27 protein-coding genes are annotated in these 25,641 nt (G+C 34.0%); all 27 read right to left on the reverse strand.

The annotated features are described in order from the left end of the window. Positions 1 to 772: 772 nt before the first annotated feature. The 27 genes from JN168_RS10220 to JN168_RS10350 all read right to left on the reverse strand — a co-directional run bounded on the left by JN168_RS10220 (position 773) and on the right by JN168_RS10350 (position 25,636). Positions 773 to 2,152: an N-acetylmuramoyl-L-alanine amidase gene (locus JN168_RS10220; RefSeq protein WP_279525863.1), complete on the reverse strand. Its 1,380-nt coding sequence runs from the start codon at positions 2,150 to 2,152 to the stop codon at positions 773 to 775. A 12-nt stretch (positions 2,153 to 2,164) separates the two neighbouring features. Then, the gene (locus JN168_RS10225; protein ID WP_229367376.1) at positions 2,165 to 2,443 is read right to left on the reverse strand and encodes a phage holin; all 279 of its coding nucleotides are present in this window, start codon (positions 2,441 to 2,443) and stop codon (positions 2,165 to 2,167) included. 158 nt (positions 2,444 to 2,601) lie between these two features. Then, positions 2,602 to 2,973: a DUF2951 family protein gene (locus JN168_RS10230; RefSeq protein ID WP_232162889.1), complete on the reverse strand. Its 372-nt coding sequence runs from the start codon at positions 2,971 to 2,973 to the stop codon at positions 2,602 to 2,604. Between the two features lie 37 nt (positions 2,974 to 3,010). Then, complete coding sequence (locus JN168_RS10235; protein WP_107579304.1) at positions 3,011 to 3,166, reverse strand: XkdX family protein; 156 nt, start codon at positions 3,164 to 3,166, stop codon at positions 3,011 to 3,013. Next, positions 3,163 to 3,489, reverse strand: a complete 327-nt coding sequence (locus JN168_RS10240) for a hypothetical protein (protein ID WP_107579303.1) — start codon at positions 3,487 to 3,489, stop codon at positions 3,163 to 3,165. Before JN168_RS10240 ends, JN168_RS10235 begins: the two co-directional genes overlap by 4 nt. A 10-nt stretch (positions 3,490 to 3,499) precedes the next feature. Next, positions 3,500 to 4,951 carry a phage baseplate upper protein gene (locus tag JN168_RS10245; RefSeq protein ID WP_107579302.1) on the reverse strand — a complete coding sequence of 484 codons (1,452 nt, stop codon included), beginning with the start codon at positions 4,949 to 4,951 and terminating at the stop codon, positions 3,500 to 3,502. Between the two features lie 15 nt (positions 4,952 to 4,966). After that, the gene (locus JN168_RS10250; RefSeq protein ID WP_279525864.1) at positions 4,967 to 6,880 is read right to left on the reverse strand and encodes a glucosaminidase domain-containing protein; all 1,914 of its coding nucleotides are present in this window, start codon (positions 6,878 to 6,880) and stop codon (positions 4,967 to 4,969) included. A gap of 49 nt (positions 6,881 to 6,929) precedes the next feature. Continuing rightward, on the reverse strand, positions 6,930 to 7,118 hold the full coding sequence (locus JN168_RS10255; RefSeq protein WP_107579300.1) for a hypothetical protein: 189 nt from the start codon (positions 7,116 to 7,118) through the stop codon (positions 6,930 to 6,932). A 14-nt stretch (positions 7,119 to 7,132) separates the two neighbouring features. Then, the gene (locus tag JN168_RS10260; protein WP_119650721.1) at positions 7,133 to 8,656 is read right to left on the reverse strand and encodes a BppU family phage baseplate upper protein; all 1,524 of its coding nucleotides are present in this window, start codon (positions 8,654 to 8,656) and stop codon (positions 7,133 to 7,135) included. After that, positions 8,656 to 11,337: a peptidase G2 autoproteolytic cleavage domain-containing protein gene (locus tag JN168_RS10265; RefSeq protein WP_279525865.1), complete on the reverse strand. Its 2,682-nt coding sequence runs from the start codon at positions 11,335 to 11,337 to the stop codon at positions 8,656 to 8,658. The genes JN168_RS10260 and JN168_RS10265 overlap by 1 nt, the downstream gene beginning before the upstream one ends. Position 11,338: 1 nt before the next feature. After that, complete coding sequence (locus tag JN168_RS10270; RefSeq protein ID WP_279525866.1) at positions 11,339 to 12,790, reverse strand: tail tube TT1 domain-containing protein; 1,452 nt, start codon at positions 12,788 to 12,790, stop codon at positions 11,339 to 11,341. 10 nt (positions 12,791 to 12,800) lie between these two features. Further along, the gene (locus tag JN168_RS10275; protein WP_279525867.1) at positions 12,801 to 13,718 is read right to left on the reverse strand and encodes a phage tail family protein; all 918 of its coding nucleotides are present in this window, start codon (positions 13,716 to 13,718) and stop codon (positions 12,801 to 12,803) included. Between the two features lie 14 nt (positions 13,719 to 13,732). Then, positions 13,733 to 16,729 carry a phage tail protein gene (locus tag JN168_RS10280; RefSeq protein ID WP_279525868.1) on the reverse strand — a complete coding sequence of 999 codons (2,997 nt, stop codon included), beginning with the start codon at positions 16,727 to 16,729 and terminating at the stop codon, positions 13,733 to 13,735. A 14-nt stretch (positions 16,730 to 16,743) separates the two neighbouring features. Beyond that, the gene (locus JN168_RS10285) at positions 16,744 to 17,019 is read right to left on the reverse strand and encodes a hypothetical protein (RefSeq protein WP_279525869.1); all 276 of its coding nucleotides are present in this window, start codon (positions 17,017 to 17,019) and stop codon (positions 16,744 to 16,746) included. Between the two features lie 53 nt (positions 17,020 to 17,072). Further along, entirely contained in the window at positions 17,073 to 17,552 is a 480-nt protein-coding gene (locus JN168_RS10290; RefSeq protein WP_405051316.1) for a tail assembly chaperone, read from the reverse strand. A gap of 58 nt (positions 17,553 to 17,610) precedes the next feature. Next, the gene (locus JN168_RS10295) at positions 17,611 to 18,159 is read right to left on the reverse strand and encodes a phage major tail protein, TP901-1 family (protein ID WP_107579293.1); all 549 of its coding nucleotides are present in this window, start codon (positions 18,157 to 18,159) and stop codon (positions 17,611 to 17,613) included. A gap of 12 nt (positions 18,160 to 18,171) precedes the next feature. Further along, the gene (locus JN168_RS10300) at positions 18,172 to 18,585 is read right to left on the reverse strand and encodes a DUF3168 domain-containing protein (RefSeq protein WP_107579292.1); all 414 of its coding nucleotides are present in this window, start codon (positions 18,583 to 18,585) and stop codon (positions 18,172 to 18,174) included. A 12-nt stretch (positions 18,586 to 18,597) separates the two neighbouring features. Further along, positions 18,598 to 19,011: an HK97-gp10 family putative phage morphogenesis protein gene (locus JN168_RS10305; RefSeq protein WP_107579291.1), complete on the reverse strand. Its 414-nt coding sequence runs from the start codon at positions 19,009 to 19,011 to the stop codon at positions 18,598 to 18,600. Next, positions 18,989 to 19,336 (reverse strand): phage head-tail adapter protein, encoded by a 348-nt coding sequence (locus tag JN168_RS10310; RefSeq protein WP_107579290.1) that lies wholly within the window; start codon positions 19,334 to 19,336, stop codon positions 18,989 to 18,991. Before JN168_RS10310 ends, JN168_RS10305 begins: the two co-directional genes overlap by 23 nt. Continuing rightward, positions 19,329 to 19,643, reverse strand: coding sequence for a phage head-tail connector protein (locus JN168_RS10315; protein ID WP_107579289.1), 315 nt, complete (start codon positions 19,641 to 19,643; stop codon positions 19,329 to 19,331). Before JN168_RS10315 ends, JN168_RS10310 begins: the two co-directional genes overlap by 8 nt. Further along, entirely contained in the window at positions 19,643 to 19,936 is a 294-nt protein-coding gene (locus JN168_RS10320; protein ID WP_229367029.1) for a Rho termination factor N-terminal domain-containing protein, read from the reverse strand. Before JN168_RS10320 ends, JN168_RS10315 begins: the two co-directional genes overlap by 1 nt. A 12-nt stretch (positions 19,937 to 19,948) precedes the next feature. Beyond that, positions 19,949 to 20,779, reverse strand: coding sequence for a N4-gp56 family major capsid protein (locus JN168_RS10325; RefSeq protein ID WP_229367028.1), 831 nt, complete (start codon positions 20,777 to 20,779; stop codon positions 19,949 to 19,951). A gap of 13 nt (positions 20,780 to 20,792) precedes the next feature. Next, entirely contained in the window at positions 20,793 to 21,389 is a 597-nt protein-coding gene (locus tag JN168_RS10330; protein WP_107579287.1) for a phage scaffolding protein, read from the reverse strand. Positions 21,390 to 21,612: 223 nt separating this feature from the next. Next, positions 21,613 to 22,566, reverse strand: coding sequence for a phage head morphogenesis protein (locus tag JN168_RS10335; protein WP_279525870.1), 954 nt, complete (start codon positions 22,564 to 22,566; stop codon positions 21,613 to 21,615). Further along, positions 22,529 to 23,938: a phage portal protein gene (locus tag JN168_RS10340; protein ID WP_279525871.1), complete on the reverse strand. Its 1,410-nt coding sequence runs from the start codon at positions 23,936 to 23,938 to the stop codon at positions 22,529 to 22,531. The genes JN168_RS10335 and JN168_RS10340 overlap by 38 nt, the downstream gene beginning before the upstream one ends. 4 nt (positions 23,939 to 23,942) lie before the next feature. Further along, positions 23,943 to 25,205, reverse strand: coding sequence for a PBSX family phage terminase large subunit (locus JN168_RS10345; RefSeq protein ID WP_405192180.1), 1,263 nt, complete (start codon positions 25,203 to 25,205; stop codon positions 23,943 to 23,945). Then, on the reverse strand, positions 25,205 to 25,636 hold the full coding sequence (locus JN168_RS10350) for a terminase small subunit (protein ID WP_107527185.1): 432 nt from the start codon (positions 25,634 to 25,636) through the stop codon (positions 25,205 to 25,207). The genes JN168_RS10345 and JN168_RS10350 overlap by 1 nt, the downstream gene beginning before the upstream one ends. Positions 25,637 to 25,641 lie beyond the last annotated feature (5 nt).

The raw sequence follows: 25,641 nt of genomic DNA on the forward strand, positions 1-25,641 counted from the left end.
ACACTGGTCAGGTGCCTGCATTATGAAGAAAACAATATTAACAACAACTTTAGTTAGTTTGATTTTACCCCTTTATTATCAATATAAACATAAAAAAACCACTCCGAAGAGTGGTTTATCTGAGAGTTTGTCTGGTCACGCCCTAAGGCATATACAAGACCTACTCTATCCGCAACACCTTAAGGCGTGCAAAATTATTATATAATAAAATGCAATTAATGTAAATTTAAATTCTATTTCCTGAAAACAAATTACTTGTAAATATTTATAAATTAACAAATAAGGCGCCGAAGCGCCTCTAATAAATAAACACAAAGGGATACTCCAAATGAATTTAGAGTAATTTTACAGTATCAAAAGTTTTAAGTTTTCGCAAATATATTATTATCTTCCTAACTTATTACTCCCCACAAATCATCCACCCTCAATATCTAGTTATATCAGATCATAAAAAGAGCAGACACTGGTCAGGTGTCTGCATTATGAAGAAAACAATATTAACATCAACTTTAGCTAGTTTAATTTTACCCCTTCATTGTTTATATAAACATTTATTTAATAGATTGAATTTACGATAATAAAAAACACTCTCGTAAGCTACAACGAGAGTGTGAAAATAGCGAAATACTTTTAGCATTTCTTATTAGCAGAGGCTTGTTATATCGAAGCCTATATCCGTTATATAAAAATCATCCGCAACGGGATATCTTTATATATACTTATAATAACATACTATTTTGAAATTTAAATAAAATATTTTGAAAAAACAAAATCATTTCCACTTAATACTTCCCCAATATTTCTCGTGTTTAATACGCTCTTTCTTATCTTTAATCTTACATACTGCACAGTAGAAATAACCTGCACTTGGGTTTGTTGGATATTTAAATTTAATCCACCAATAACCATCCTTTTTAGTTACACTGTCAAAGTCTACCCAAACATTTTTGTTATACAACCATGAACCTTTGTCTACGACCGCACCTTTCAAACCTGGTTTTCGACGTACCTTAATCGCTGTATTTGGTGTAAAAAGCCCTTTCCAATGCCACGTAATTTGCTTTTTACCTGCTGCTGTACCAGTTATCGGTTTACCATTGATAGCCCCTGCCAGCTCTTTGCTGAATGTATCGTAATTCTTTTTGAGATATTTCATATCGTTTTTATTTGTAATGAATCCCATTTCAACTAGTCTATAGTTTACATTTAACCTACCAGCTACATTTGCATTTAACAAATCGTTTCTTGGGTCAATATCTCTAATTGTGCCAACAGTAGCTTTTAATGCATTGTTAATGTTTTTGTCGATACTATCTGCTGGCCATTGATTAGATATGATAACATGTCCACCTGTTGCACTTACGCCTGCTGCATCAAGATGTAACTCAACTACTACATCATATTTCTGTTGTTTCACCCAGTATATGCCATAATTTTTAGTATCTCCAAGACGTTCACCATATTGTGTATCAACAAATAAGTTTTGGTCTTGCTTACTGCCACCGTATAAATCTACTGTGTGACCAGCTTGTTTTAAATACTTTTGAATATTAGGTGCAATATATTTACGAATAAAATCACGTTCATTTGTGCCGTTCCCTACTGCTCCAGGATCATTATATCCATGGCCTGCTGCAATTAAAATTTTCTTACCTTTTGATTTAGATGTGCTAGGTTTAGTAACTTTATCTTTAGCTTTAGATAATACGCTTGCTTTAGCTTTATAATATGGTCGAATGAAATACATATTCATATCATAAGTGTGAGTGACAAGTTGAGCTACCTCTGTTTTATATCTTCCTCCCCCATACCAATTTTGTTCTAACCCTACGAAAGTGTTTAAGTTAGCGCTCCAAACAATACCAGTATGTCCAGCACCACCGCCATATTTACCATCCATTACAAATATATCTCCAACTTCTGGTAAAAAGGATGGCGTATTTTTATAGACAATTGCTAAACCGTTAAAATTGTTTTCAAAAGGTATGTCCTTAGCATAATAACCATATAACTTACCACCGGTTAAATAGTTCCACTGCATGTTACTTAGATCAAAACATTGCCATCCAAATGCTTTATCAAAATCCCAACCTTTTCCTTTAAGGGATTTCATATAAGCTATTGCCTGCGCTTTAGTTTTATTTACAGTCATTTAAACACTCCCTTAAATTTGGCCTTCGTTATCTTGTATGTCGATAGGTGCTTTCCCATTTGCCCCTTGCTTTTTATCGAGTTTCTTTTGTTTCATTTCAATATTTGCTTGATGACCTTCTTTAGTCACTGGATTATCTTTATAAGCTGTATATAGCGCTACGATAGTTAATAAAATTGAACTGATGCCATCTTCATCTACTGGTATAGGACTGATATTTTTAGTCGCTAACCATTGATTAATTAATGCTAAAATTAATACGATAAATCTTGCTGCTGCACCGATTGTCATTTTCATAATTTAACCTCCAAAATAAAAAGCCGACGCTATGCGCCGACCTTTAGAATTTAATTATTTACATTTTCCGAACCAAAAACATTCCCAAAAACTTGCGCCGAAAACTAACGTTTCATTTAAGAAGTTAAGCATTATAATCACCCCTTTCAAAGTTACCAACCGACCAACATCTTAATAGATGTCCATATTAAAGAACCAAGTATGGAGAAAATAGTCCCAATGATTAACCACTTAAGTTGTTGGAATTGCTTTTTATTTTCTTCTCGATTTTCCTTTTCAATTTCACGTTCTCGGTTGATTGAATCTAATGTGTAATTCATTTTCACATTAGTTATTTCTTGTGTATGTTGACCTTTTTCAATTTCTTTTAATGAGTTATGAAGTTTTTCTATAGACTCATTGATTTCTTTTCTATCTTCTTTCATTGTGTTTTCTATATTTCTTAAGCGTTTGTCGTTATATCTGTCTTTATCTTCCAAAATACCGACGCGACGCTCAATATCTTGATTTCCTTCACTACTCACTCTGTCACCTACTTATTCCAAAATAAAAACCCCAAGCTTATGCTTGAGGTTCTGTGTAATCTTCACCAGTTAATTCGGTAAAATATTCTGGTGAAATCCAATCATTATTAACAAATGTTTTCATTTGTTCAATTGTATATAAGTGGAAATTCCAATATCTTGTAATTAATTCTTTTTTGAATTCTTTTGTCATTTGGTTCCCTCCGCAATCTGTAATGTTAGTTGAGATACATCTTTTTGTAATTGATCAATCACAGATTTCAATTGTGCGTTTTCAAACAATATCTGTGCATTAATTAAATCTTGTTCTAATGCTTGTGGCGTAGGTTGCTGTGATTCCATTTCTTTTTCCCAAACATCCTTAGGTGTTCCAACCCATTCACCATCAATGAATTTTATTGGTTGATACAACTCATTATTCGGTTTGATTTCTGTATATTTTTCTTTGTCATACAAATCATCATCTGAAAATAATAGCGTACTTTGTCCATTTGCTTTATTGTATATAATTTTCATTTTCACCCTCCTACAAAATGAAAGTTTCGTTGATTGGCAACCAATCACTTGCTGTAATGTATCTAGCGTCTATAGAAGAACCATAGAAATAAATGTTTCCATCTTTACCTACAGCTAATCTATTCGTTGGGAATATATCTAATTTAGTAGCCGCAGGCTTTGTATATTGCAGTGGTTGATCTATTAAATTTGATACGTTGGTTGGTAAAGTTCCTAGAACTACACCAAATTTATCAACATTAGTTACCGCGCCTTTTAATGCTAGTATTTTTGTATTGCCAATTGATAACAACTTATATTTAGGCTTTTGTTCTGCATTCCAAGGAACTACGCCATTTAATAACGGTATATCAATCCATCCCGTATCAATGCTTGTAACTAATTCCCAATCACTCCATGTTTGATAAAATCTTTTAACAAATAATTGTGATGAATTAAAAGGGGAGAAAGTAATATGTTTGACTGTTCCATCAGATCGAGTAGAAACTTTAGTGAATCCTGCTGAAGAAGTTGCATTTCCATTTCCCGTTGTAATAGGCGTACTAGTAGTGTAGTAACTTCCAGGTTTTAAGTTATGCAAGGAATCAATATTGTTGGCTAAAGAAACTACTTGAGAACCGCCATCATCTAAAGTAAGTTTATACTTTTGCCAATTTGTAGTATCTGGTGTTACCCCATCTTTACCCGCAGGACCTTGTGGACCTGTTTCGCCTATATCTCCTTTTTCACCTTTCGGTCCTTGAATACCTTGCGGGCCAGTTGCTCCTATAGGTCCGGCAGGGCCTGTCTTTCCTGTGGCCCCTGTTTCTCCTTGTGGACCTTGTAATCCTATAGGACCTTGTGGGCCGGTCGCACCTATAGGACCATCTTCACCTTGTGGTCCAATTGGTCCTACAGGACCAATGTCTCCTTTATCCCCTTTTTCACCTTTAAACAGCTCACTGTTTGTTAGGGTATAGTTTTTTAAATCAGTTTCAACCTTTTCAAGAAAGGTTTCATCTAATAATCCCAAGGCATTTTCTTTCATTATTTTTCTGACACTATCTTCTACTAATGTAACTTTGATTTCTTTTTCTACTGCGTCTTCTACGCCACTATCATAGATAGTAAATGAGAAATTAGAAACATGTACACTGCTAGTACTATTTTCAAGGAATAATTTAGCTTTAACACTTCCAACATGTTTAATAACATTCTTTGAAATAAGATATTGAAGCATGCCATTTTCAGGACTTAGTATTTCAACATTTTCTTTCATAAATATAGAACCATCCGCACAAAACAGATCTAATACTGGAACCATATCAGTCGTTGTTAAATCATATGGTTTATTATTGAATTCAATATTGATATTCAATACTGCGGTATTTTCGTCCTCTGTGTAAAATGCTCCCCCTATATCACCGATATTAATATCATCACTATTGATATTAGCGGATACGTCCTTGTGTTTATATATCATATAAAAACCTCCGAATTATTTATAAGTATCTCTAACATAATAAAGGCCTTTTGCCCCTACTTTTTTATAAAGGTTAGATATAGTAGTTGCTTGGTGTTGGCACCAACGAATATCCGTTGCGTATTGGTGTGTTGCCGGTTTTTTAGGATTCCAACGCATTCTATATAACGTATTCTGACCTACCCCAATAAAGTCTTTTCTAACAAACTTAGCACCGCCAATGATAGCTTTAGCAGGCGATGTCCAACCTTGATTTTTGGCATAAGTAATCGCGTAATCAGGATTACTGTCATAAGCCCCAATCCCAAAGAAGTTATACATACCATATCGACCACTCGCATAGTTACTTGTTCCATTTCCACTTTCTAATAAAGCGTGAGCGATAAGGTATATTTCATTAATATCATGCTTTTTACATCCTTCTGCGAAAGCTTTACCTTGTCCAGATAAAGTTCCTTTGCCTTTAAGAATTTTGTTCAATTTACTAATAGAAATACCTTGATACTTACCAAGGTTAAGCATTTGATATCTTTGCACACTACTATTCCAAATAGTTTTAGGGTTCATAGCACTGCTAGTTTGAGTACGACTTGCGCTATACCAGTAATATCCATTTGATATTTGCGGATTAACCGCCATTTGCTTAGATAATGCCTGACTAAATGTGTATTTGCTTTTAGAATTCGTTATTTTAGGTGTTGATGATTTTGGTTTATTAGTAGTATTGCTAGAATTAGATTTACTACTAGAAGTATTGTTGGTACTAGAACTTTCATTGTATTTAGGGTTCTTAACTTTAATTACTGTGGTAGTTTTTGTTGTTGTAATCGTTTCTTTGAATATTTCTTCTCGTTTATTATAGTATTCGATAAGTTTATCTCGTAATTTGTTATATTCTTCTTGAGATGGTTTACCATTCATAATCATGTCATAACCAGTTGCATCTTTCATAGCTCGCCAAATATTATCATCGACTTTCAAAACTTTTTCGGATAATTCTAAGTCATTCCAATTCAACATTTGAATACCATATATAACAGCCCTCAATTGGTTTAATAAATAACCTCGTTTATTTTCTGTATTTGCGCCACAAACTTCTAATACAATGTAATCTGGATTAGATGGTACAATCGTTGAAGTGTGTCTACAGTGCCATGCAAGCTCTCTATCTACATATGCATGAGGGTATTCATTTACAGATAAATATTTATTCCTTTGTCTATAAATTTCTTGGGTATCTCTAAAATCAGAACTTTCCTTAACATAAATACCTTTTGGTTTTTCTGTCCTACTATCACCAGGTGCTACATATTGTGTTAACTCGTCAAAAGTATCATCTTCTTCATTAAATGAAGTGTATTGAATTTTAGTAACTTTTTTATTAACGTATTTCGGCTTTTTCTTTTCAATTTTCTTCTTTTCATCTTCTGGTGTAGGTTTAGGTTCTATATTTTCTTCTTTACCATCATTATCTTTTTTCTCTGGAAAATATGCAGGTCTAACAAACTTAGATATACCATTATATGAGTGTTTTTCCTTTGAAGCAGGTGAACCAGAATAGCTATTTGAGTTTCTCCAATTCTGGTCTATACTAGTAAAATATGTTTTTGTTGATGGACCCACAACAATGGCTACATGACCTACACCATTATTAAATGAACCCGTTCCCCAAACCACGATATCCCCTGGCTTAGGTACAAAATTAGGCGTGTTATTATATTTCTTAAATCCTTTTGGATAGTTATACCACCCCATTGCAATTGCATTACCTGGTGTAGTAAATCCCCAATACCTCTTTAACAAATAGTTAGGTAAATCCCAACATTGCGAACCATACCAACCGTCCACATCTAATCGTTTTCCTATTCTACTTTTGGCCCAAGAAACTACTTCACTCGCTCTAGGTTTTCTATCTTTTGGTAACGCCATTAAAACACCTCACTAAAAAACCCCAACGCATCGCGTTGAGGTAAGTAATCTATAACATTTGTTGCCATGAACTTCTTGTATTTCCAATCCATTGGTTACCATCAAAATAGAAAGGTTGATATATACCAGTAGGCGGCTTGATTTCTGTGTACTTCTCTTTCGGATAAATATATTCATTATCCTCGTTTTTATAAACGATTACGGGATTCCCGCTTTTCCATAAATAAACTATTTTCATTTAATCACTCTCTTTTATATAGTGAATTCTAATTGACCATATATCCAATTAGTTTGAGTTACTTTCCAATTAGCTATATTAGGAACTGGTATATTAATATTGATTTGACCGTTTGTTCTTACAGTAGCTATGGCAAAACCATTTTCATTTGCAGTAGATAAAAAACCTTTTTGTTGAGAAGGAACTGTTCCACTTGGTATTTGAGCGATGATTTGTCCAGGTTGAATATTAGATCCATTTAAGCGTAATAATAGTTTTTTTACTCCTTTATCTTCCATGATTCTATATGCTGAAACAAATCCGGTGTCATCTCCATCGATTTTAGCGTTATTAACAACAGCTCCATTAATAAAGTCTAATAAAATCCAATCTGTATCAGATGTGTTACTATCTATGCGTTGCCAACCGCCCCACGTATCATAAAAACGATTTTGCCATATTTCTGTACTATTATACGGACGGAATTCTATATGTTTTACTACATCATCTGAACGTTTGATTACTTTTACAAAACCACTACTAGATGATACCGGGGCATCAATTGTTATACGGATCACATAGTACAATCCAACATCTAAAGCTAATAAATCTGCTTCTGTTTTATCTTCAAAAGATAAATAAACAGCGCCACCATTACTTTCTGTTAATTTGTATTTCTGCCAATTCATACCATCTAGAGTTTGAGTTAAATTTTCATTTGTCACAAAATTATTCTTAGCTAGATTGTCATTGAATTCAGTCATTTTATCGTCTATAACTTGATTAGCTCCAGATGTAGTTTTATTAAATTCTGTCGTAACATCTTCTGCATTAACATTAAACTTACTTAAAGCAACGTCGTAAGCACTACTTACATCACTTTCTTTTGCTATCAAATCATTTAATGCGCTATCTCTAGTAGTTTGAATATAAGAGATAGATGAAGTAGTTACTGTGTTTATTTCGGTTATTCCATCATTTTTAGTTTTTGTTATTGTAGTGTTAGCTTGTTCCCCTACATCTTGAACACTTTCTACAATTTCGTTAATATTTTCAACATCAGTTTTTAAAGATTGGATTTTTTCTTTAATTTCATCGTTTAAATCATCAAACATTCTAATATATCTAACTTTTATATCGCTTTCTATTTTATTAACCAACGCATCTTTAACACTAAATGAAAATCTTCCTAAAACTACTGTGTCATCTTGACCACTTCCACTAGCATCATTAAGCGACAAATACAATTCCCCGTAAACCATTGAATCAGTAGAAGCTTTTAAAAAGTAATTAGGTAACGTAACACCTAAAACACCTTTTAAAGGTTGCAAGAATTCTAATTCTAGGACACCAGACGTAGAACCATTTGAAGATTTAAAAAAAGCGTACCCTTTCACATTCTCTTTAGAGACCAGTAAGGGACGCTTCCTATTAGTTACTAAGAATTGGAACTTAGCAGTATTTTTATCTAAATTGTAAAATGCTATATTTTTATTACTGATTGCAGTATCAATTGGTTGTTTATCTAAATCTATATTCACTACTTTTTCTAATTCCATTATCTAACCCCCCACAGTACTAACGCGATTGCATGGCCACGTTCTTCAGTATATGGTGTCGTAATAGCCATCACTATTCCTCTACCATTATCATAGTCTTTGTAACCTATACCAGCACGACCACTTACAAAATCTCCAACAACAACGTCTTTTTCTACATTAGTAAAAATTTGTCCTAGCATACCGACGACATTCCATTCTGGTCGTTCTGAACGAGGTTCATAAACTAAGTCAGGATCATAATCTGGATTTTCTATTGGAACATCTCGTATTTCTGATTGTATTACTCCATCATCATCCATATATGAAACTTCTTTTGATTCTGTCATAGTTACACCATATTCGTCTTTCAAATATCTGTCTTTGTGATGGAAAGATTTATCATTTGATACTAATGAGGCTGTTCCAGATATTACTCCAATTGGGAAATCTCCTTGTTGTGCCTTTCTTATTTTATCTCCATCTAAAGCTACAATCATGCCCATTTCAATTGCTTCTCCACTCTGACTTTCCATTAATTCCGCGATATCAGCATTATCTTGTGTTAACTTCCCACTTAAAGTCATGTTTCCACTATAGGTACTTAAATCAAATTTAATATTCTTTTCAGAAGGTCCACCACTGCTAGCATACCCACCAACTATATGATAGTTTTTCGTAGCTTTCACTCGGTTACTATTTAGTACCATTTGAGTATGACCACCTGCTGATGTTTCTGATTGCAGTGAGTTTTGAACACTAGAACGTGAACCTCGAGCTTTCGAACTGACACCAGAACCTAACACATAACTTCTTGAATCGTAAGCACGTGATTCGCCTGTTGAAGCAATAACTGCACTTTGTTCAGAAATAGCAGCAGAACCTGTAGAACCTGCGCTAAATCCACCTTTAAGTGATGTCGGTACAACTTTATATTTTTCTTTAGCGATATAAGCAGCATTCGCATACCCATCGGCACTAACGCCAATAATTTCAACTAAATTATTATATAATTCAATCCCGTTTCCTGTGCCATTACCTTTTAAATTGCCGCCGATAATTTTCATTCCTTTGACTTGAGACCCACCGGCAATACCTATATGATTACTACTTTGATAAGTGTTGATATTGTTTAAAGTAATGTTATGCCCTTTATTTGTACCACCAAATACCTTAACATCTGCTAATGCATTTCTGAATCCATTTACAGATATATTGTTCAACGTTACGTTGCTGCACATGAATTGAATCGCAATTGCAGGTACGCCACTTGGGAAGTTGTCATCACCTACCGCAATAAAGTTGTTTACAGTAATGTTATTGTAAGCAGAAATAACTAACGCTCTAGGCGTATAACCTGGATAAACATTATTAGCGTATGGGAATAAAGAAATACAGTTATTTAAAACCACATTTTTAGCAGTTAATGATTTGTCATCACTTGCTGCTCTATGATGTCCAATATGTCTTGGGTTAAATGAACGACAATCTTTAATACTCATATGATTATTAACTAACACACCTGCAGCCGCAGAACTATCACCATGAGCTTTTATTTCTAATCCACCGTAACATTTGTATGAAATATTGTTATTCATAAATACGTATTGTGACCCGTCATCTATTTCAAATCCATTTGCGTTACCGTGGAAATTTTTTGGGTCGTGAGAGTAACAATTATCGATAACAATAAATCTTGAATGATGAGTGGTAACCCCATCGTCACCAAATCCATATGTCTCGCAATTTTCAATCCAGATATACATACTTTCCAATGCTATAGGTACACGTTTCCCGTCACCTTCGTTATAGTAAGGATCACTAGCATAAGTTATATCAATACCGTGTAACATCGCGTCATAAGATTTAACATTTTTAACAAAAGCTTTCTTAACGCCCGCATATCTTATATTACTTGATAAACTCCCACCACTTGGTGTTTCATAATCATAAGAAGCTCCAGCGCCTGTTGTAGTTTTCCCAGGAAATCTTTCTTTTTTATTTCCATTTACCGCTAAATCTTCTATACTAATACATCTTGCTTCTCCACTCATTTTCAAGTTAGTTAATGCAATGGTTTCTCTTGGCGCTTTAGTTGATAACTTGATAGTCGAAATATCTTGTCCTTGTCCTACTAACCGTGTATAGTTAGGAAGTTTTAAACCTTTATCAAGTAAATATGTTCCAGCTGATAGTGTAACCATAACGCCACCATTACCAAATGCTTTTTCAAACGCTGCTGAACTATCTTTTTGTCCGGTTGGGTCAGCGCCAAAATCATCTACATTAACTATCCTTTCGATTTTTGATTTCAATTCTTTGTCTGCAGCTTCTCGTTGGTTCTTTTCATTTAAGAAATCATGATATAACCTATTACTAAGGTCTCCGAATCCTTTAGCATCCATAGATGTACGGGCAGCTTTTAATTCGTTTATCCCGTTTCCATTTCTACCCAAAACAATTTCTTCAATTTGTTGTCTTTGATACTTTAATTCATCCGATGTAGTGGTTTCTAAACCATCCACCATTTTATGAAGAATTTGAGTGGTATCATGAGCTTTTTTCTGTTCTTTATTATGGTAATTTTTATAATTCTCATTATCCTCTACGTATTTTTCTATATCTTCAAAATTGCTTTCAACTTGATTAACAAATTTACGCCCAAATATTGAATGAAGTTTTTTAATTAAACTAAACGCCATGTTATACCTCCGCAATCTTCATTTCACTATTATCTATAGTGATTTTGTAATTCTTACCATCTGTTCCTTTCATAACTAAACTGTCTATTTTTATGTTTTCTAATTTCTTTTTGTCTTCTGAACTCATAAGACCATCAGTAGTAGTTGTTGCTTTTGGTATAGCTTTCGTATTCAAACCATTTTCATCCGCTATTAACAATGGCTCTTTACCATCTATGCCTGTATTTACATATAATCCATCTTTATTTAATGCAACACCGCCTTTACCGCCTTTTGTTGAAATACCATTCATATTAAAATTCAATGATGAAGTGCTATCTATAATATTGGCTGTTGCTTTTGAATTAGCACCGATTTTTTCAGATGTTAATCTACTGTTTTTAGTAGCGTTAGAAGTGTTTAAACCACCTAATCCATTTACATACTTAGCTGCATTATTTAAGTTCTTCATGTATTTTTCGCGTAACCTAAAATCACCAAACACAACTTCCTGTTTGGTGATTTTCCCGAATGGATCTCGTTCAGTTTTAACTTCCACTATTCTCGCATCATCATTTAATCCAGTTAAATTATCTCTAACTCTAACAATATCTCCTGGTTTAGGTTCAGCTTCTTTATAATGTTCTGGCAATGTTACGAAATCTAAAGACAATGACGTTTTAATGCTTTCGTTTATAGTTGATTTCAACATAGCGTCCATTGTCTTTTGTTTTTTAACTTGTCCATCCATTACTGGTGGTGCTTCTCTCTTGCCTAATACATTAGCTAGAGGATGTGTGTATTCCATAATTAATCCTGCTGTACTATATCCGCCATCATCCTCATAATCGCCGTATCCTTTAATATACGTATAAGCTTGTGTCGCATCTTCTTCTATCTTTATGTTATTTGCATTCACTCTACTATCAATAAAGTATTTAGCGTTATTACCAATCGAGGTTTGTAACGTGAATGTTTTTGTTTTTTCGTCATATTCATATTCTAATGTGTAACGATCCAATCCTTTTTTGAACAACTCCAAACGTGTATCACCTTCGCCTACGTTTTCAAAGCTACTAGCGTTCACTTTATCTTTCAATTTATATTTATAACCACTTTTGTGAAAGACCATGTCAAAATACTTTTTGCCAGTAAAGCTGCCGGAATAGGTTTCATAAATACGTTGTATGCTTAAATCATCAATTTCACGCTCTTTAGCTTTGACATGTAATGTTTGCACCTGTCCTATAGAAGATTTGTCTAACATTACAATCCGATATTCTCTAATATCATTCGTCCCACCAACTCTTGTAACCGTCCACATTTTTGTTATGCTATTTAATAGATCATAGTTGCTTGGGTTTTCAATGATATCGAATTCTAATGTTCCTTCTTCGGATATTTTTTGGGTTAAGGTTGTTTTTGTACTAAGCGGGTAACCTCTTCCTTGTAAACTTTTTATGATTATTGCCAAAATATCCCACCTATCTAAAATACAACTTATGTTTAAAATAAATACTCTGAACTTCTTGATTGAAGTGGAAGTTGTTTGCTCCAGGTTCCAATACTGGTTGCGCACCTGTTGTGTTTGAATCTATGGAAATTCCGTTTTTAAATGTTTGTAATCCGTTATATCGTATCTTGTCTCCAGCTTTCATATTCAAGCCAGTTATACGCATCAAATCATGACTTCCAATGTAAAATGTGAAATCTTTAGTGTCTTTGCCTAAAACAATTTCAACATAATAATCTTGATTGAATTGGTCTATGGTTACATCGCCTAAATAATAGTAATAACCATCTTGAATGTTATAAAATTTATTTCTTCTATAATCATCATTTTCGTTCCAAGCAACATCATCTTCTAAACCCCAAAATTCTAAATTAGGGTTCTTTGATAATTCGGTGTTATATGCAATACTTTCAAAATAAGGCAATTCTAAAGTTTCGAAAGTTAATTCTATATCTCCCGAAGTTTGAGTACTATCAAATGAAATTGCATCAGAAAGGCCAACATAAATTTGTCGGCCATCTGTGTAATCCATATCAAATTGTTTATCAGGATCATTGAAACTCAAAAATTCAATCGTATTATCACTAGATGATAGTTCTCTCAAATAAAATTGACCACTAAACAACTTTTGTATTTCACTTTTTAAGTGTGATACATAAACCGGTCTCGATACTGAATATCTTAATTTCATGTTAACAACTTTCTTTTCTTCTGTGGTCGCATTGAGAAAACGGCCATTCAAACGTTCAACAGTGTTAAATTCTCTGTTATAGCCTGCGCCTTGTACATCGTAGCTTGTTACTATAATATCGTTTAAAGTAAAAGGATTGTCACTAACACGATATTTTTTATTATTTTTCACGACTTCTATATCGTATGTGATTGGCAAATTTACGTCCCTCCTTAATATCTCAATGCATTTTCTCGTGAATTCATATCGTCAATCGTTGATTTAATAAATCCAATATCTCCTTCATTTTTAACCGTTACATACACATTTGGTTTGGTGTTTTCTTTCATACTATGACGTACATCACTAGTTAAATGACTATCAACATTACCATCAAAATTCGAAGCGTAATTATCAGTTAAATCACTATTTAAATTCTTTTTAAAAGCGTCTGTAACAGAATTTGCAGCTTTAGATGCGTCAGTAATCACACTACCTTGACCACCTGCTATACCATTTGACATACCTTGCATCATATAGCCACCTATACCTCTGAACACACGAGAAGGAGAATGTATACCTAGAACTGATTTAGCAGCATTGACTGCTTTTTTAGCAACATTAGCGGCAGCATCAACAACCCATTGAACTCCATTTTGAATACCTTGAACCAGTCCACTTATTAAATGGCCACCTGCACTTATCATTTCACTAAAGAAACTTCTAACTTTCGCTACACCTTGACTTACTCCGTTACCAATTTCACTCACTACATTTACAAATCCAGAAACTATCTTCCCTACAAAACTCGCCATTCCGGATATTGCATTACTTACCATTCTTGAAAATCCAGATGCAACTTTTCCTACCCATTGACTAACAAATCCAGCGATAGATCCAACCAAAGCGCTAAATTTACTAGTTATGGTATTCCATATATTCTGAACTTTTGAACGAACGGTAGAACTCATATTCTCCCATACCGTTGAAAAATAACCTTTTATCGAATTCCATACTCCAGACAAATAACCTTTTATAGTATTCCAAATACTAATTAGATAGTCTCGTATCGTATTGTTTACATTTGTAATCATATTTTGCAATGTCTGCCATGCACCACTGAAATCTCCGGACAAAAATTGGATTAGTGCAGTAAATAATCCAACTACTAATTGAACAAATACGGAAATAACCATTCCAATTGTTTGGAATACTATAGATACAACGGTCCAAAGTGTTTGAAAAGCGATAGATAAACCAGTAATTATTGCCATAACCGTTGTCCCTAATGATTGAACAAATATTTGTCCTATTTGTTGCAATAACGGCATGATTGGAGCTAATGTCGATTGAATATTGGACCATAATTGTTGGAACCATCCAATGATACCTTGAATTGCACCACTGATAGTACTAACTAAACCATTCCAAATGTCTGTCATAGCATTTCTAAAGCTTTCGTTAGTATTCCACATATAAACTATTACTCCTACTAAGGCAGTTATAATAGCTATTACAATACCAATAGGCCCTGTTAAAACTTCAAAGGCTGTTCCTAAAGCTGGTAATAATCCTGCTAAATTTTTAATAGGATTTAATAAAAAGCCGAATACACCTTTCAATACATTCATAAGACCACTAAATATCTTACTAGCCCCTCCTGCAGTGACAAACTTGCCGACTAATTTAAGTAATGAAGTCCCGAACAGCCCTAAGAAACTATTAACTGCCATTAAAGGAACAGCTAACGCCCAAATTGCCCCTAATAACATAGCAGCTACACCTGCTACTCTTGCAATCCAAGGATGATTCTCCATTAACGCAGCAGTGAATCCAACTATTTTAGTTACTACATTAAATATTGCGCTTGCTATAGGAGCCATCGCAGTACCAAAAGCTACCAACGCTCGTACTATATTACCGATTAATTGCATTATTACTGGTCCGTTTTGTTGCATGTAATCAACAAACTTTTTAAATCCCGGAGAATTACCAACTGTTTCTGACCATTCTCTGAACTTAGCACTCATTTGTTCTAAATACTTAAAAATATTTGTTGAATTCTGACCAAATGCTTTCATTAAATTACCTATACCGGCAAATACATTTTTAAATATGTTTCCTATAATTGGTAAGTTAGTTTTTGTATATTCCATAAATTGTTTGATACTATTCTGTCCTGCGGCACTATTAGCCCAATTACTAAATGATTTTCCTAATCTATCTAACCAATTAGCAGACCATTGGAATAAAGGACCTAATTGTGTGAATACATTTACTAAACCATCGCCGAAATGTCCTGCAGCACTTAATAGTTTATTAAATACTGATACACCAGTTGTATTTAACATATTAAAGAATTTTTTAGCCACTGCACTCGTTCTTGTCCATTTGAGTAACGAGGCACTTGCTTTCTCTACACCTTTAGCCACGCCCGCAAAAAATGGAGTTAGTGATTTCAACCCAGACTTCATAGCATTTAAACCATTAGCCATTGACTGAAATATCTTATTAGCATTACTCTTCACAATATCTTGCCATTGTGATTTAACTCCTTCTAACGCGCTCTCATACGCTCTTGTTTGCTTTGTAGCTTTTATCGTTCCATCTTCTAGCATTTTAATAGCTATAATAGCCATACCTGCATAAGCTGCAAAACCGGCAAAACCAATAGCTCCTGCACCGGCAAGTGCAACCACACCACCAGAAGCAGCTTTAGCAGCATTTAATACAGAAAATAAGACTGGTACCAATCCGGCTATTACTGGAATTAAACCTTGAACAGACGTAAGCATTACACCTTTAAATGTTTGAGAAAAGACCGTTCCAAATGATCTAATATCACTAGCTAATCTATCTACTTTATTTTGGAAATCATTAACTTGTGTTTCTATAGCCCTAAAGGCACGTTGAATTTTAGAGGTTCCTGTTGTATCAACATCAATTTTAACTGTATGTTTTCTTAATGTAGCGAGAGTAGCCTTAGCTTTAGCTATCGCTCTAGTAAGCGGGCTACTATTTCCATCTATTTTCACTTCATGTTCTCGCCATTTTTGAGCTAGAGCTTTTGCTTTTTGCAATGCTCGTTGGAATTTATTTATGTTTGCATCAACATTTGTATTGATTTCATTAGGGACAGAAGTTTGTGCTAATCGTTGTGCTTTATGCACATTTCTTTCAAAGTTTTTTATATTAGCAAATATCTTGGCCATAAAATTTTTATTTTCCAACTTATCACCTCACTTTAATCAAATTTGGAAAGCATCTTACGTGTTCCTCGTTTGAATGCTTCACGATCTGCATAACGTTTTCTACGTTCCATTTCTTTTTTACGTTTATATTCTTGTAATTGGTTTCTAATTTCATATCGTTTTTGCTCAATTTCTTTATGCATACCAACTAGACGTTTTCCACCTTGGACCATGCCATGAGCTACTGCAGAATGTAGATTGTTTTCTCTGATGTCTAGAAGTTTATCTTGCCCTCCTATAATCCAATCTTTCCACTCATGTGGTGTCATACTATATAGTTCTTGTTCAGGTATATAACCAATGTAACGTGCAGTAAGCTGCCTTATTTCACTGAAGTTAATAATGGTTCTACGCCCATGATGTCTTTGTAATTCTCTACCATCATTTCGTGACCGATTTTGGCTTGCTCTTTCTCCTCTTTCTTCGCCATCTTTTCTCCATTCGACACGTTCATCCAATATTGGCGTGTCTTTTGTTTGAAAAAACCACTATTTGTCATTACATCTAAAGCGCCTGCTAATAACTCTTTAGTATCTTGCTTTTCTTCAATTACATTTTGAATAGCATTGAAAATATCTTCTTTTGAAGGCTTATCTGCTAAATGCGATGTAGCACATTGCCAAAAATCCAAAATACCCTCATTATCTTTATTGATTAATTTGTTATAAATCACATTGAAGCCAGGAACAGTATTCTCTTTATCTTTCTCACTGAATTTCTTCGCTTCAATATCAAACATAAGTGAGCCTTTAGCTTCTACTTCTTTACCGTTAACCGTTAATGTTTTAATCATTTCTACCATGTTAAATTCCTCCATTTATAAACTAATAAAAGGGGTATTACACCCCTTAATAAATTATTTATGCACCTGTATCTGGTGCAGTTGCTCCTGCTAATTCCTTTTGATTTTCATATGTTCCGTATTTTTCGCCGAATTGTTCGAATTCAACAACTTCCGCTGCAGCTGATGGATTCAACCATTCTTCTGGTAATGAATCAAAACCGCCTTCTGCACTATTCCATTTAACTTTTAAAGTCAATTCGATAGTGTCATCTTCATCGTCGAAACTCATTTCATAAGATTCGGCTTGTACATATGCAAATAAAGCGTTGTATTTATTGTTACGTTTTTTAGTTTCAATAACCCATACTCTAAGTTGTTCACCATTCTTAATAGCTTTCTTTACTTGTTCCTGTCCAGGATCACCTAGTACATGACCAACTGTTAACTTAATTTCTTCGGAAGTACTGTTCACACCATAATCTACTTTCCCTGCACGAACAATTTCTGCTAAATCAGCTTCAATAGTGTGTCCGCCTTCTTGCAAATCAGCTAACAATAAACCTTCGCCGTTATCTAATTTATCAATCGCAGGACGAACAACAGAAATGTAATTCTTTTGAGCCATTACTTTCACTCCTTAATATTTAGTAGTATGTCTGTATTTAAAAAGAAGTCGTATAATGCCATGTTTGGTGTACTGGTCAATATCAGTTATCACCTGTTGGTCATCTATGCGACTTCTTATAAATTCATAATTATTTAGTTTTATTTCTCTGTTTAATATCAATCCCAGAAACTTTATTAGTTCTCTAGTTTCATGAGCATTTACTGCCTGACTATATACATGTAAGGTAAGCCCTACATCTTCAGTCATGCTAACACTTGATTCGTTATTTGTGACGTTGGTCTCACCCACAACGATATATGGGTATACAGCGTCTTTTTGAACAGAATCAAAAACCCTACCATCCAATTGATTCTGAACGATAGGGTTACTTTTTAATTTGTTATAAATACTATTAAATAAATCATCTTCCACTGATACCCACATACCATAACCACCTTATGAAAAATACTTATTGAATACCTTGCGCCCTGCATCTATTGCCGGATTCCAAAAGGGTTGTGCATGCATACCGTAAGTAGTATGCCATTCTCCATCATCGTCTTTATAAGCCCATGGGAGTTTTTTAGCTCTACTACCTCCAGGACCAGTAGCATAAATACCCGTACCAAATTCTACATATATAGCATATTCAGCACCTACACTTATAATTCCGGTAAAACCGCCATCTTTATAAATGAAGTCTATAGATTCTTTTAAATAACCTAAATCAACTGGTGCTAGTGATACCGCAGTGTTGTATATGGTATTAACTGTTTTTGTTATACCTTTTTTCACCCATTGTTCCATATCTTTTTTGTAATCTTCCAATTCAGCTACTAATTCCAAATTACCATATTTTACTTTCGCCATTAGGTACCTCTCTTAATTTAGTTAGATTGATTTCATGTTGTCCGCCTTGATCTACAGAATTACCGTTACACTCATAGAGTTTACCCTCGTATTTAAATATAGTTTTATTAGGATTAATTGGTAGTTCATATGGTGTATATAAGTTTCTGTCGAAATCATTACTCATTTGATGGAATTGGAGCCTTTCGCTTGATGTAGGAGTATCCATAAAACCATTTATAATTTTCTCGCTTTCATAGCGCTCTTTTTCATTTGGATACTGTCCAACTATCTCGATTACTCCCATATCAATCGAATGAGGGAATTCATCAAATGGATTAAACATTATAACCACTCCATCTTAATTTTCTGTATGGTTTCAACGGCTTATACATGCTATCTGGAATATCAGTAACGAAAGAATAGCTAACTGTACCCATGGAACGACTGGCTAAATTACCATTCGAACCATATTTGATACAATCAGCTATAAATTTCTTAACACCACTAGGAAGATTGTTAGAATCGAATTCTTGATTGCAATAATCGTCTGCTAAAGGCTTGTATAATTCAATAAGTTTCAAAAAAGTATCGTCATGTTCAGTATTATTTAGTGGTAATTGATTTAGTAGTTTGACGTCTTGTGCGTCCATTATTTACCACCCTCTAATACCTCTATGAGTTCTGCTTTCTTCATATCACTATAGCCATGAATATCACGTTCTTTTGCAATTTCTTTAAGTTCTGATACTTTCATACCAGAATAATCTAAATGCTCTTGAACGTTCTCTATTAACGGCTTAGATTGACGGTTATTTTTAGTAGATAATTCAGTTAATCTTTCCTCACTAACTTTCAATCCATCACGAGGGAACATATCTCCTACGTTATATTCGTGATTATCATCTTGCAAGTCAGTGAAATAATTAATAACTTTATACGTCACTATAAATCACTCCTATGCTCCTCTATTATCGCCTGCAGGTTCAGTTGCACCATCAGAGAAAGTACCTTTGACAACGCCAGTATCATCTTTCAAGTTAACACCGTAGTGGTAGTTAGTTGATAAAATGTGTTCACGTTTTAGAATATCGAAGTCTGTATATGCTTCTGGTTTTTTCTTATTAACAATTTCCATTGCACCTTTACGTTGTAAGAAGAATTCACCTTCTGCCGTACGCTTAGTTTTTTGGATATCAGATACTCCAACTAATTCTGCAACTTGACCTGATGTGATTGCACGATCTTGTACAGAACCTCCAACTTTAAATAATGATTTAACTAACTTGTTATAATCTTTAGGGTGAATATGCAATACATAGTTTTCATCATCTTCTGAATCAAACACTTCAATCGCATCTAAAATACCTGCAGCTGAATGTGGTACAGTAGCAGTTAATTTAGCTGTTTTTAATTCATCGATGTAATCAATTTCTACTTTGTCTGCTAAAGACATAGCCAATTGGCGACCTGCTTCTGCAAGCGTACCATTGATGTTTGTAATTACTGCTGTTTGTGTAACTGACACTGCTTTACCAGTTTCCTTAACAGTTACTTGTGTAGTAGTCATGCTCATTTTTTCAGTGTCCATTGCTACGCCTTCTTGTAAATCTTCGGCCGGACCAATATAAGCATATTTAGGACGAGTGATTGTATCACCTGGTTGTCCAACTAATGTATTATCTACATCAGCGTATGGTGTAAAACGAATAGCGTTCTCTAACTTAGCTACAACTACATTAGCTAATACCTCTGGATTGATTAAATCTACTTTTTTAGTTTGTGCCATTAATTAACACTCCTTATTCTGATAATTGTCTGTATAAATCTGGGTCTGTATTGAGCAAATTCACTTGCTCTGTGTAATCCATATTCTTAAATTGTTCCTTAGTGATACTATCGTTTTGTGTAGCACTAGTACCATCAATCGGTGCATTGCCAGTCGGTTTATTTTCTGAAAACAAGTATGGTTTTGCTTCTTTCAATGCCTTCCCCGCATCTTCTAAACCTTTAACTTTGCCATCTTCCTGCAATTCCAAATTTTCTTTATTTATGAATGCAAGAACATCGTTAGGATCATTTGCATCTTTGGCAAAATGTACCTTGATAGCATTATTCAGTTGTACTTCTTCCAACTTCTGTTCATAATCGGCGTTTGCTTGTTTATATGCTTCTAATTGTTTGTTTAGCTCTTCGTTATCACCGCTTTGTTCTTGAAGTTGAATGATTTGGTTATCTCGTTCTTTGATTTCATTGTTAGCTGTTTCTAATTCGTTCTGTAGAGAATCTACCTTGTCAGCTTTTTCTCTATATTCACGAACAGAATCATGATGTTCATCTAAAATCTTTTTGATATGCTCTTCCTCGACACCTAAACCACGTAAAAATTCTCTTTTCATTTGTATTGCTCCTCACATTTTTTATTACGGTGGTTATGACCACCACGAGATCTTGCATCTTTTAACGTCATAAGCATTTTTGGACATAAAAAATAGCCACTACTTATTAAGTAGCAGCTAAATACATTTTCGAACTCTTGTTTCTTTTCTTCCATTTGAATGAATTATAATAACCCTGTCTTTTAGAAAATATAATTTTATTAAGTTGTTTGTTTTCATGCTATCAGCTCTTCCGTTTCTCTTTCTCCCATTCTCTATAACTCATATACGGGAGAACTTCGTTTACATTATTTTCATTTCTAACTTTCATTATACTCGGTAATTCATCTTCATCAATATAATAAAATAATTTACATCTACAATTTATATTTTCTTTTGCACTATTTACCCCTACGAATAACTTAGGTGCTTGACCAATACAACCACTAGAATGGAAGTTTTCATCTATCCCTATAGCTTTGCCATCTAAATGACGATGAGTGTCACGCGTTCTTGAATCTCGCGTTGCATGCCATTTCTTCTTAATATCTAATCCGTTGTCTTTAGCTACATTTGCACTATCCAATCCTGCTTGTGACATAGCTCTACCTGCTTCAGTACGCGCTACACGTAATGATTGAGCTTTAGTCATACCAATATCATCACGTAACGCTTTAGCTATCTTAGAATAACCTTCGCCACTCATAATACCTTGAGTAATATTAATGCGAATCTTCTTTAATACCTCATCACGATGCTTCTGTAATGTTGGCACTAATCTAATAAACTCAATAGGTTGTTCAATAGCACTTTTAATAGTAGCTGCATTAGGTACATCAAATGTCATAGATGATTGACTTGCCATTTCATACAAATAAAGGCTCATAAGATACTTTTCAATATAGGCATCTTGTTGTAATTTCTGAATAGTCTTGGCGACTTCTCTATAATCATCAGTTAACATTGTTCCTATACGTGTAAGTTCCTTATTAAGCCTGTTGTATTTATTAAATTCGGTCCATGTAACATGAACATCATCGTTTTGATAACGTTCGAACATATCTGCAATCTCTTGTTTTATAACCTTTAACCTATTAGCAAACAACACTTCTATTTCTTTTTCTGCTTGCTTGATTAAGCATTCGATATAGTTATCAATATCATCTTGGGTCATTATTTTCGGATTGTTGTTCACCATTCAATCCCTCCTCAACAGAAGGTAATTGTTGATTGTATTCCATTTGTTCAGAATCAATACGCTCTATTTCGGCGTGTGGATCAGTAACCCACGGATGATTAGTAACTAATGTTTCTTTTGATAAGTATTGAGATTGAGCGCCAATTTGAGACTGTTCAAGTTCATTCATCATACGGTTATAGTTAAATGTAATTTCTATGTCCTTCACTTTTATATTCAACTTAAAATGCTGTATTACAAATTCAAGCAACTCTTGTATTGCTACTTGTGTTTTATTACGTAACTTATTAGCCTTCAAATCTAAATTGCCGTATAAGAATTTAAGTGCAATACCACTTGGACTATTACCAAATTTATCAGTTTGAAAATCTACTGCTTGACCAAACTCCATTAAGTATGCGCGCATCATTTCCAAATAATTTTTCGTACTAGCAACTGGTACTTCTACTTGAATAGTATCTACGCCACCTTCTGAATCAACGTTAATGGCTTTGTAATACTTTAAGTTACCCATAAACTCTTTTAAATCTTCACCGTTATAACCTTGTAGTATATAAATGAGTTCTGCCGATTCATCAAACATATTCTGTGTGTCTGAAAGTCGTTTGTCTATTGCATCTATTATCTTCTTATACATGAATATATCGCTTACTTCTTCGGGATTATTCTTAAATGGTATAAATGGTACCTTTCCCCAGTTTCCACCATTAAAATGGCTTTGTATATTGTTTTCACCATGGTAATAATCAGGTATTAACTGTTCATCTTCTATTACGTAATAAGTAACGTCCCTATCAGTCCAATACTCTACTTTTAATTCATCATTTAATTTGTAATAGCGTATAAATGCTTGTAACTTCTCACGCTCTTTATCAGTCCAAATAGGAATAGCTTGTTCTGCCGGTACTCTAAACAGCTTAAAATCCCCGTTTTCATTAATATACGGTTGTAACCACTCAATACCTTTATTAGATGCAGCAGTAAGTATATCAATCAGTTTATTGTCCCAATGATTATCGAATATCTCGTGTAGTTGATTAGTAACTTCCTCATTATCACAAGATAGTGTTACCGGATTACCTACCGTATAACCAACTTTTTGATCTACTAAGTTTTGATGAAAATTCGTAGTAATTCGCCAATCCGGCTTTTCTATATCTAATTCGCCATTTGCGTCTAACTTAGCTTTATATTTTAATATGTCCGACTGTTTATCATAATATCTTTGACCTGTTGTTATATCTTTAATCCTAGATTTATGTTCATTAACCAACCTAATAATTAATTCTTCTTGTGTTTCAAACCTTGGCTTAATAGCTTCAACAATCCGTTCACCATATGGCTTTTCATTTGGCATATATATGTTAATCACCTTCTTATTTAAGTATAGATAATGCGTTTTGTTTCATATCTTGCGATAAGGCATATCTAGTTGCATCAATACTATGATTATCTTTATCTTCTAACCTTGGCTTAATATTGCCATCTTTATCTGTTTCATAATCTATATTTTCGAACTCTTTAGCTATGTTAGGTGTTCGTTTAGGGTCTATAATAATAGCGTCTAAATCATCAAGCCATTGCTCTCCATATTCAACACTATCTGGTCCTTTCTTAACGCCTTTTATACGTTTGATACCATGTTCTTTTTTGAGTTCATCTATACTCTTAGGTTCTGCGCTATCTGCGTATATTTCGTCAGATTGATAACCTTGCTTCCATAACCATTTAGCAAATTCTCTATTGCTTATTTGTACGCCATAGTGTTCATCTATCGCATAGATAATACGTTTCTTCTTATCATAATGCCAACGTACAAAGGCTAATGGATCAGATGCATAACCAAAATCAACTGCATTACGTATATTATCGAAATCATCAATCATTTCTTGTGGAATAGTTTCTATTTTCAAATTGTTAAATGGTACAACACCACTACCAATTGCTTCTCCCATATACTCCCATCTATACCTCAATTCATTTCGTTCTTTAGCAACTTCTGCTTCTTGTATGAATTGTTTTGATATGAATGGATTATCTAAATATGTGGAATGATGGACAAATGTATTGTCTGGTTGAAATGATGTTTCATATTTCTTATTAACCCATGACTGTTTTCGTTTAGGTGGGTTGTAAGTGAAGAAAAACTTATAAAAAAGACCATTATCAAGTTCACCACGTAATAGTGAATTGGTAATGGTCGTAACTTCATCTTCTGTTTTAAACTCTGCTAATTCCTCAATCCAAGCTATTGTAAATGGGAATTTGCTATCTTTTAAAGACTTTAATCGTTCTGGATTCTGCGCACCTCTGAATATTATCCTGTTACCTCTAGGCTTATATATAACCTCCATAGGTGACTTTATAATTTGAAACAAATGTGATAAATGATTTTGTTCTATCGCCCACTTAATTTGTTCGAATACAGATGTAGCAAGTGTATTATCTGTCTTACGTATAACTACTGCGTTTACTGGCATCATCACAATAAGCCTTACAATCATTATTGATACATCAGAAGATTTACCACTACCACGTCCACCCTTACCTACTATATTCAAAGTATTAGGATTCTTGGCATGTCTCCAAATATCATGAAAATGTTCCGGGATAATCTCTGATATCTTAACTTGTTTCATCAATGAACATCATCTACCAATTGGACTACACCTTCATGGTTAAGCACCTGCTTATCAGTCCACATAGTATAACGTTTGCCTAACAATTCGGCTGCTTTTGTCCTAGCACTAGTATCAGAACGTTTCTCAAGCTCTTCTACTTCCATTTCACCACGTCCAACTTGAATTGGAATTAATTCTTGGTCAGTGATTTCTCCACGCATAACCGAAGTTAAATATTGTAGTATCTCGTCTTGGTCTGCTATTGACTGTTTTTTATGTTCTTCCATACGCTCGTCCAACGCTTGTTTCAGTCTAGGTTTAACTAGGGCTTTATGAACGTCTACTTTAGCGTAACTTTCACTATAACCAGCCTTAATAGCAGCTTGATATGCATTGCCTGTTTTAATATATTCATCTACTAACTTCTGTTGTTTCCATGTAAGTTTCATCGTAT

The sequence above is a fragment of the Staphylococcus gallinarum genome, from assembly GCF_029774255.1.
GTDB lineage: Bacteria > Bacillota > Bacilli > Staphylococcales > Staphylococcaceae > Staphylococcus > Staphylococcus gallinarum.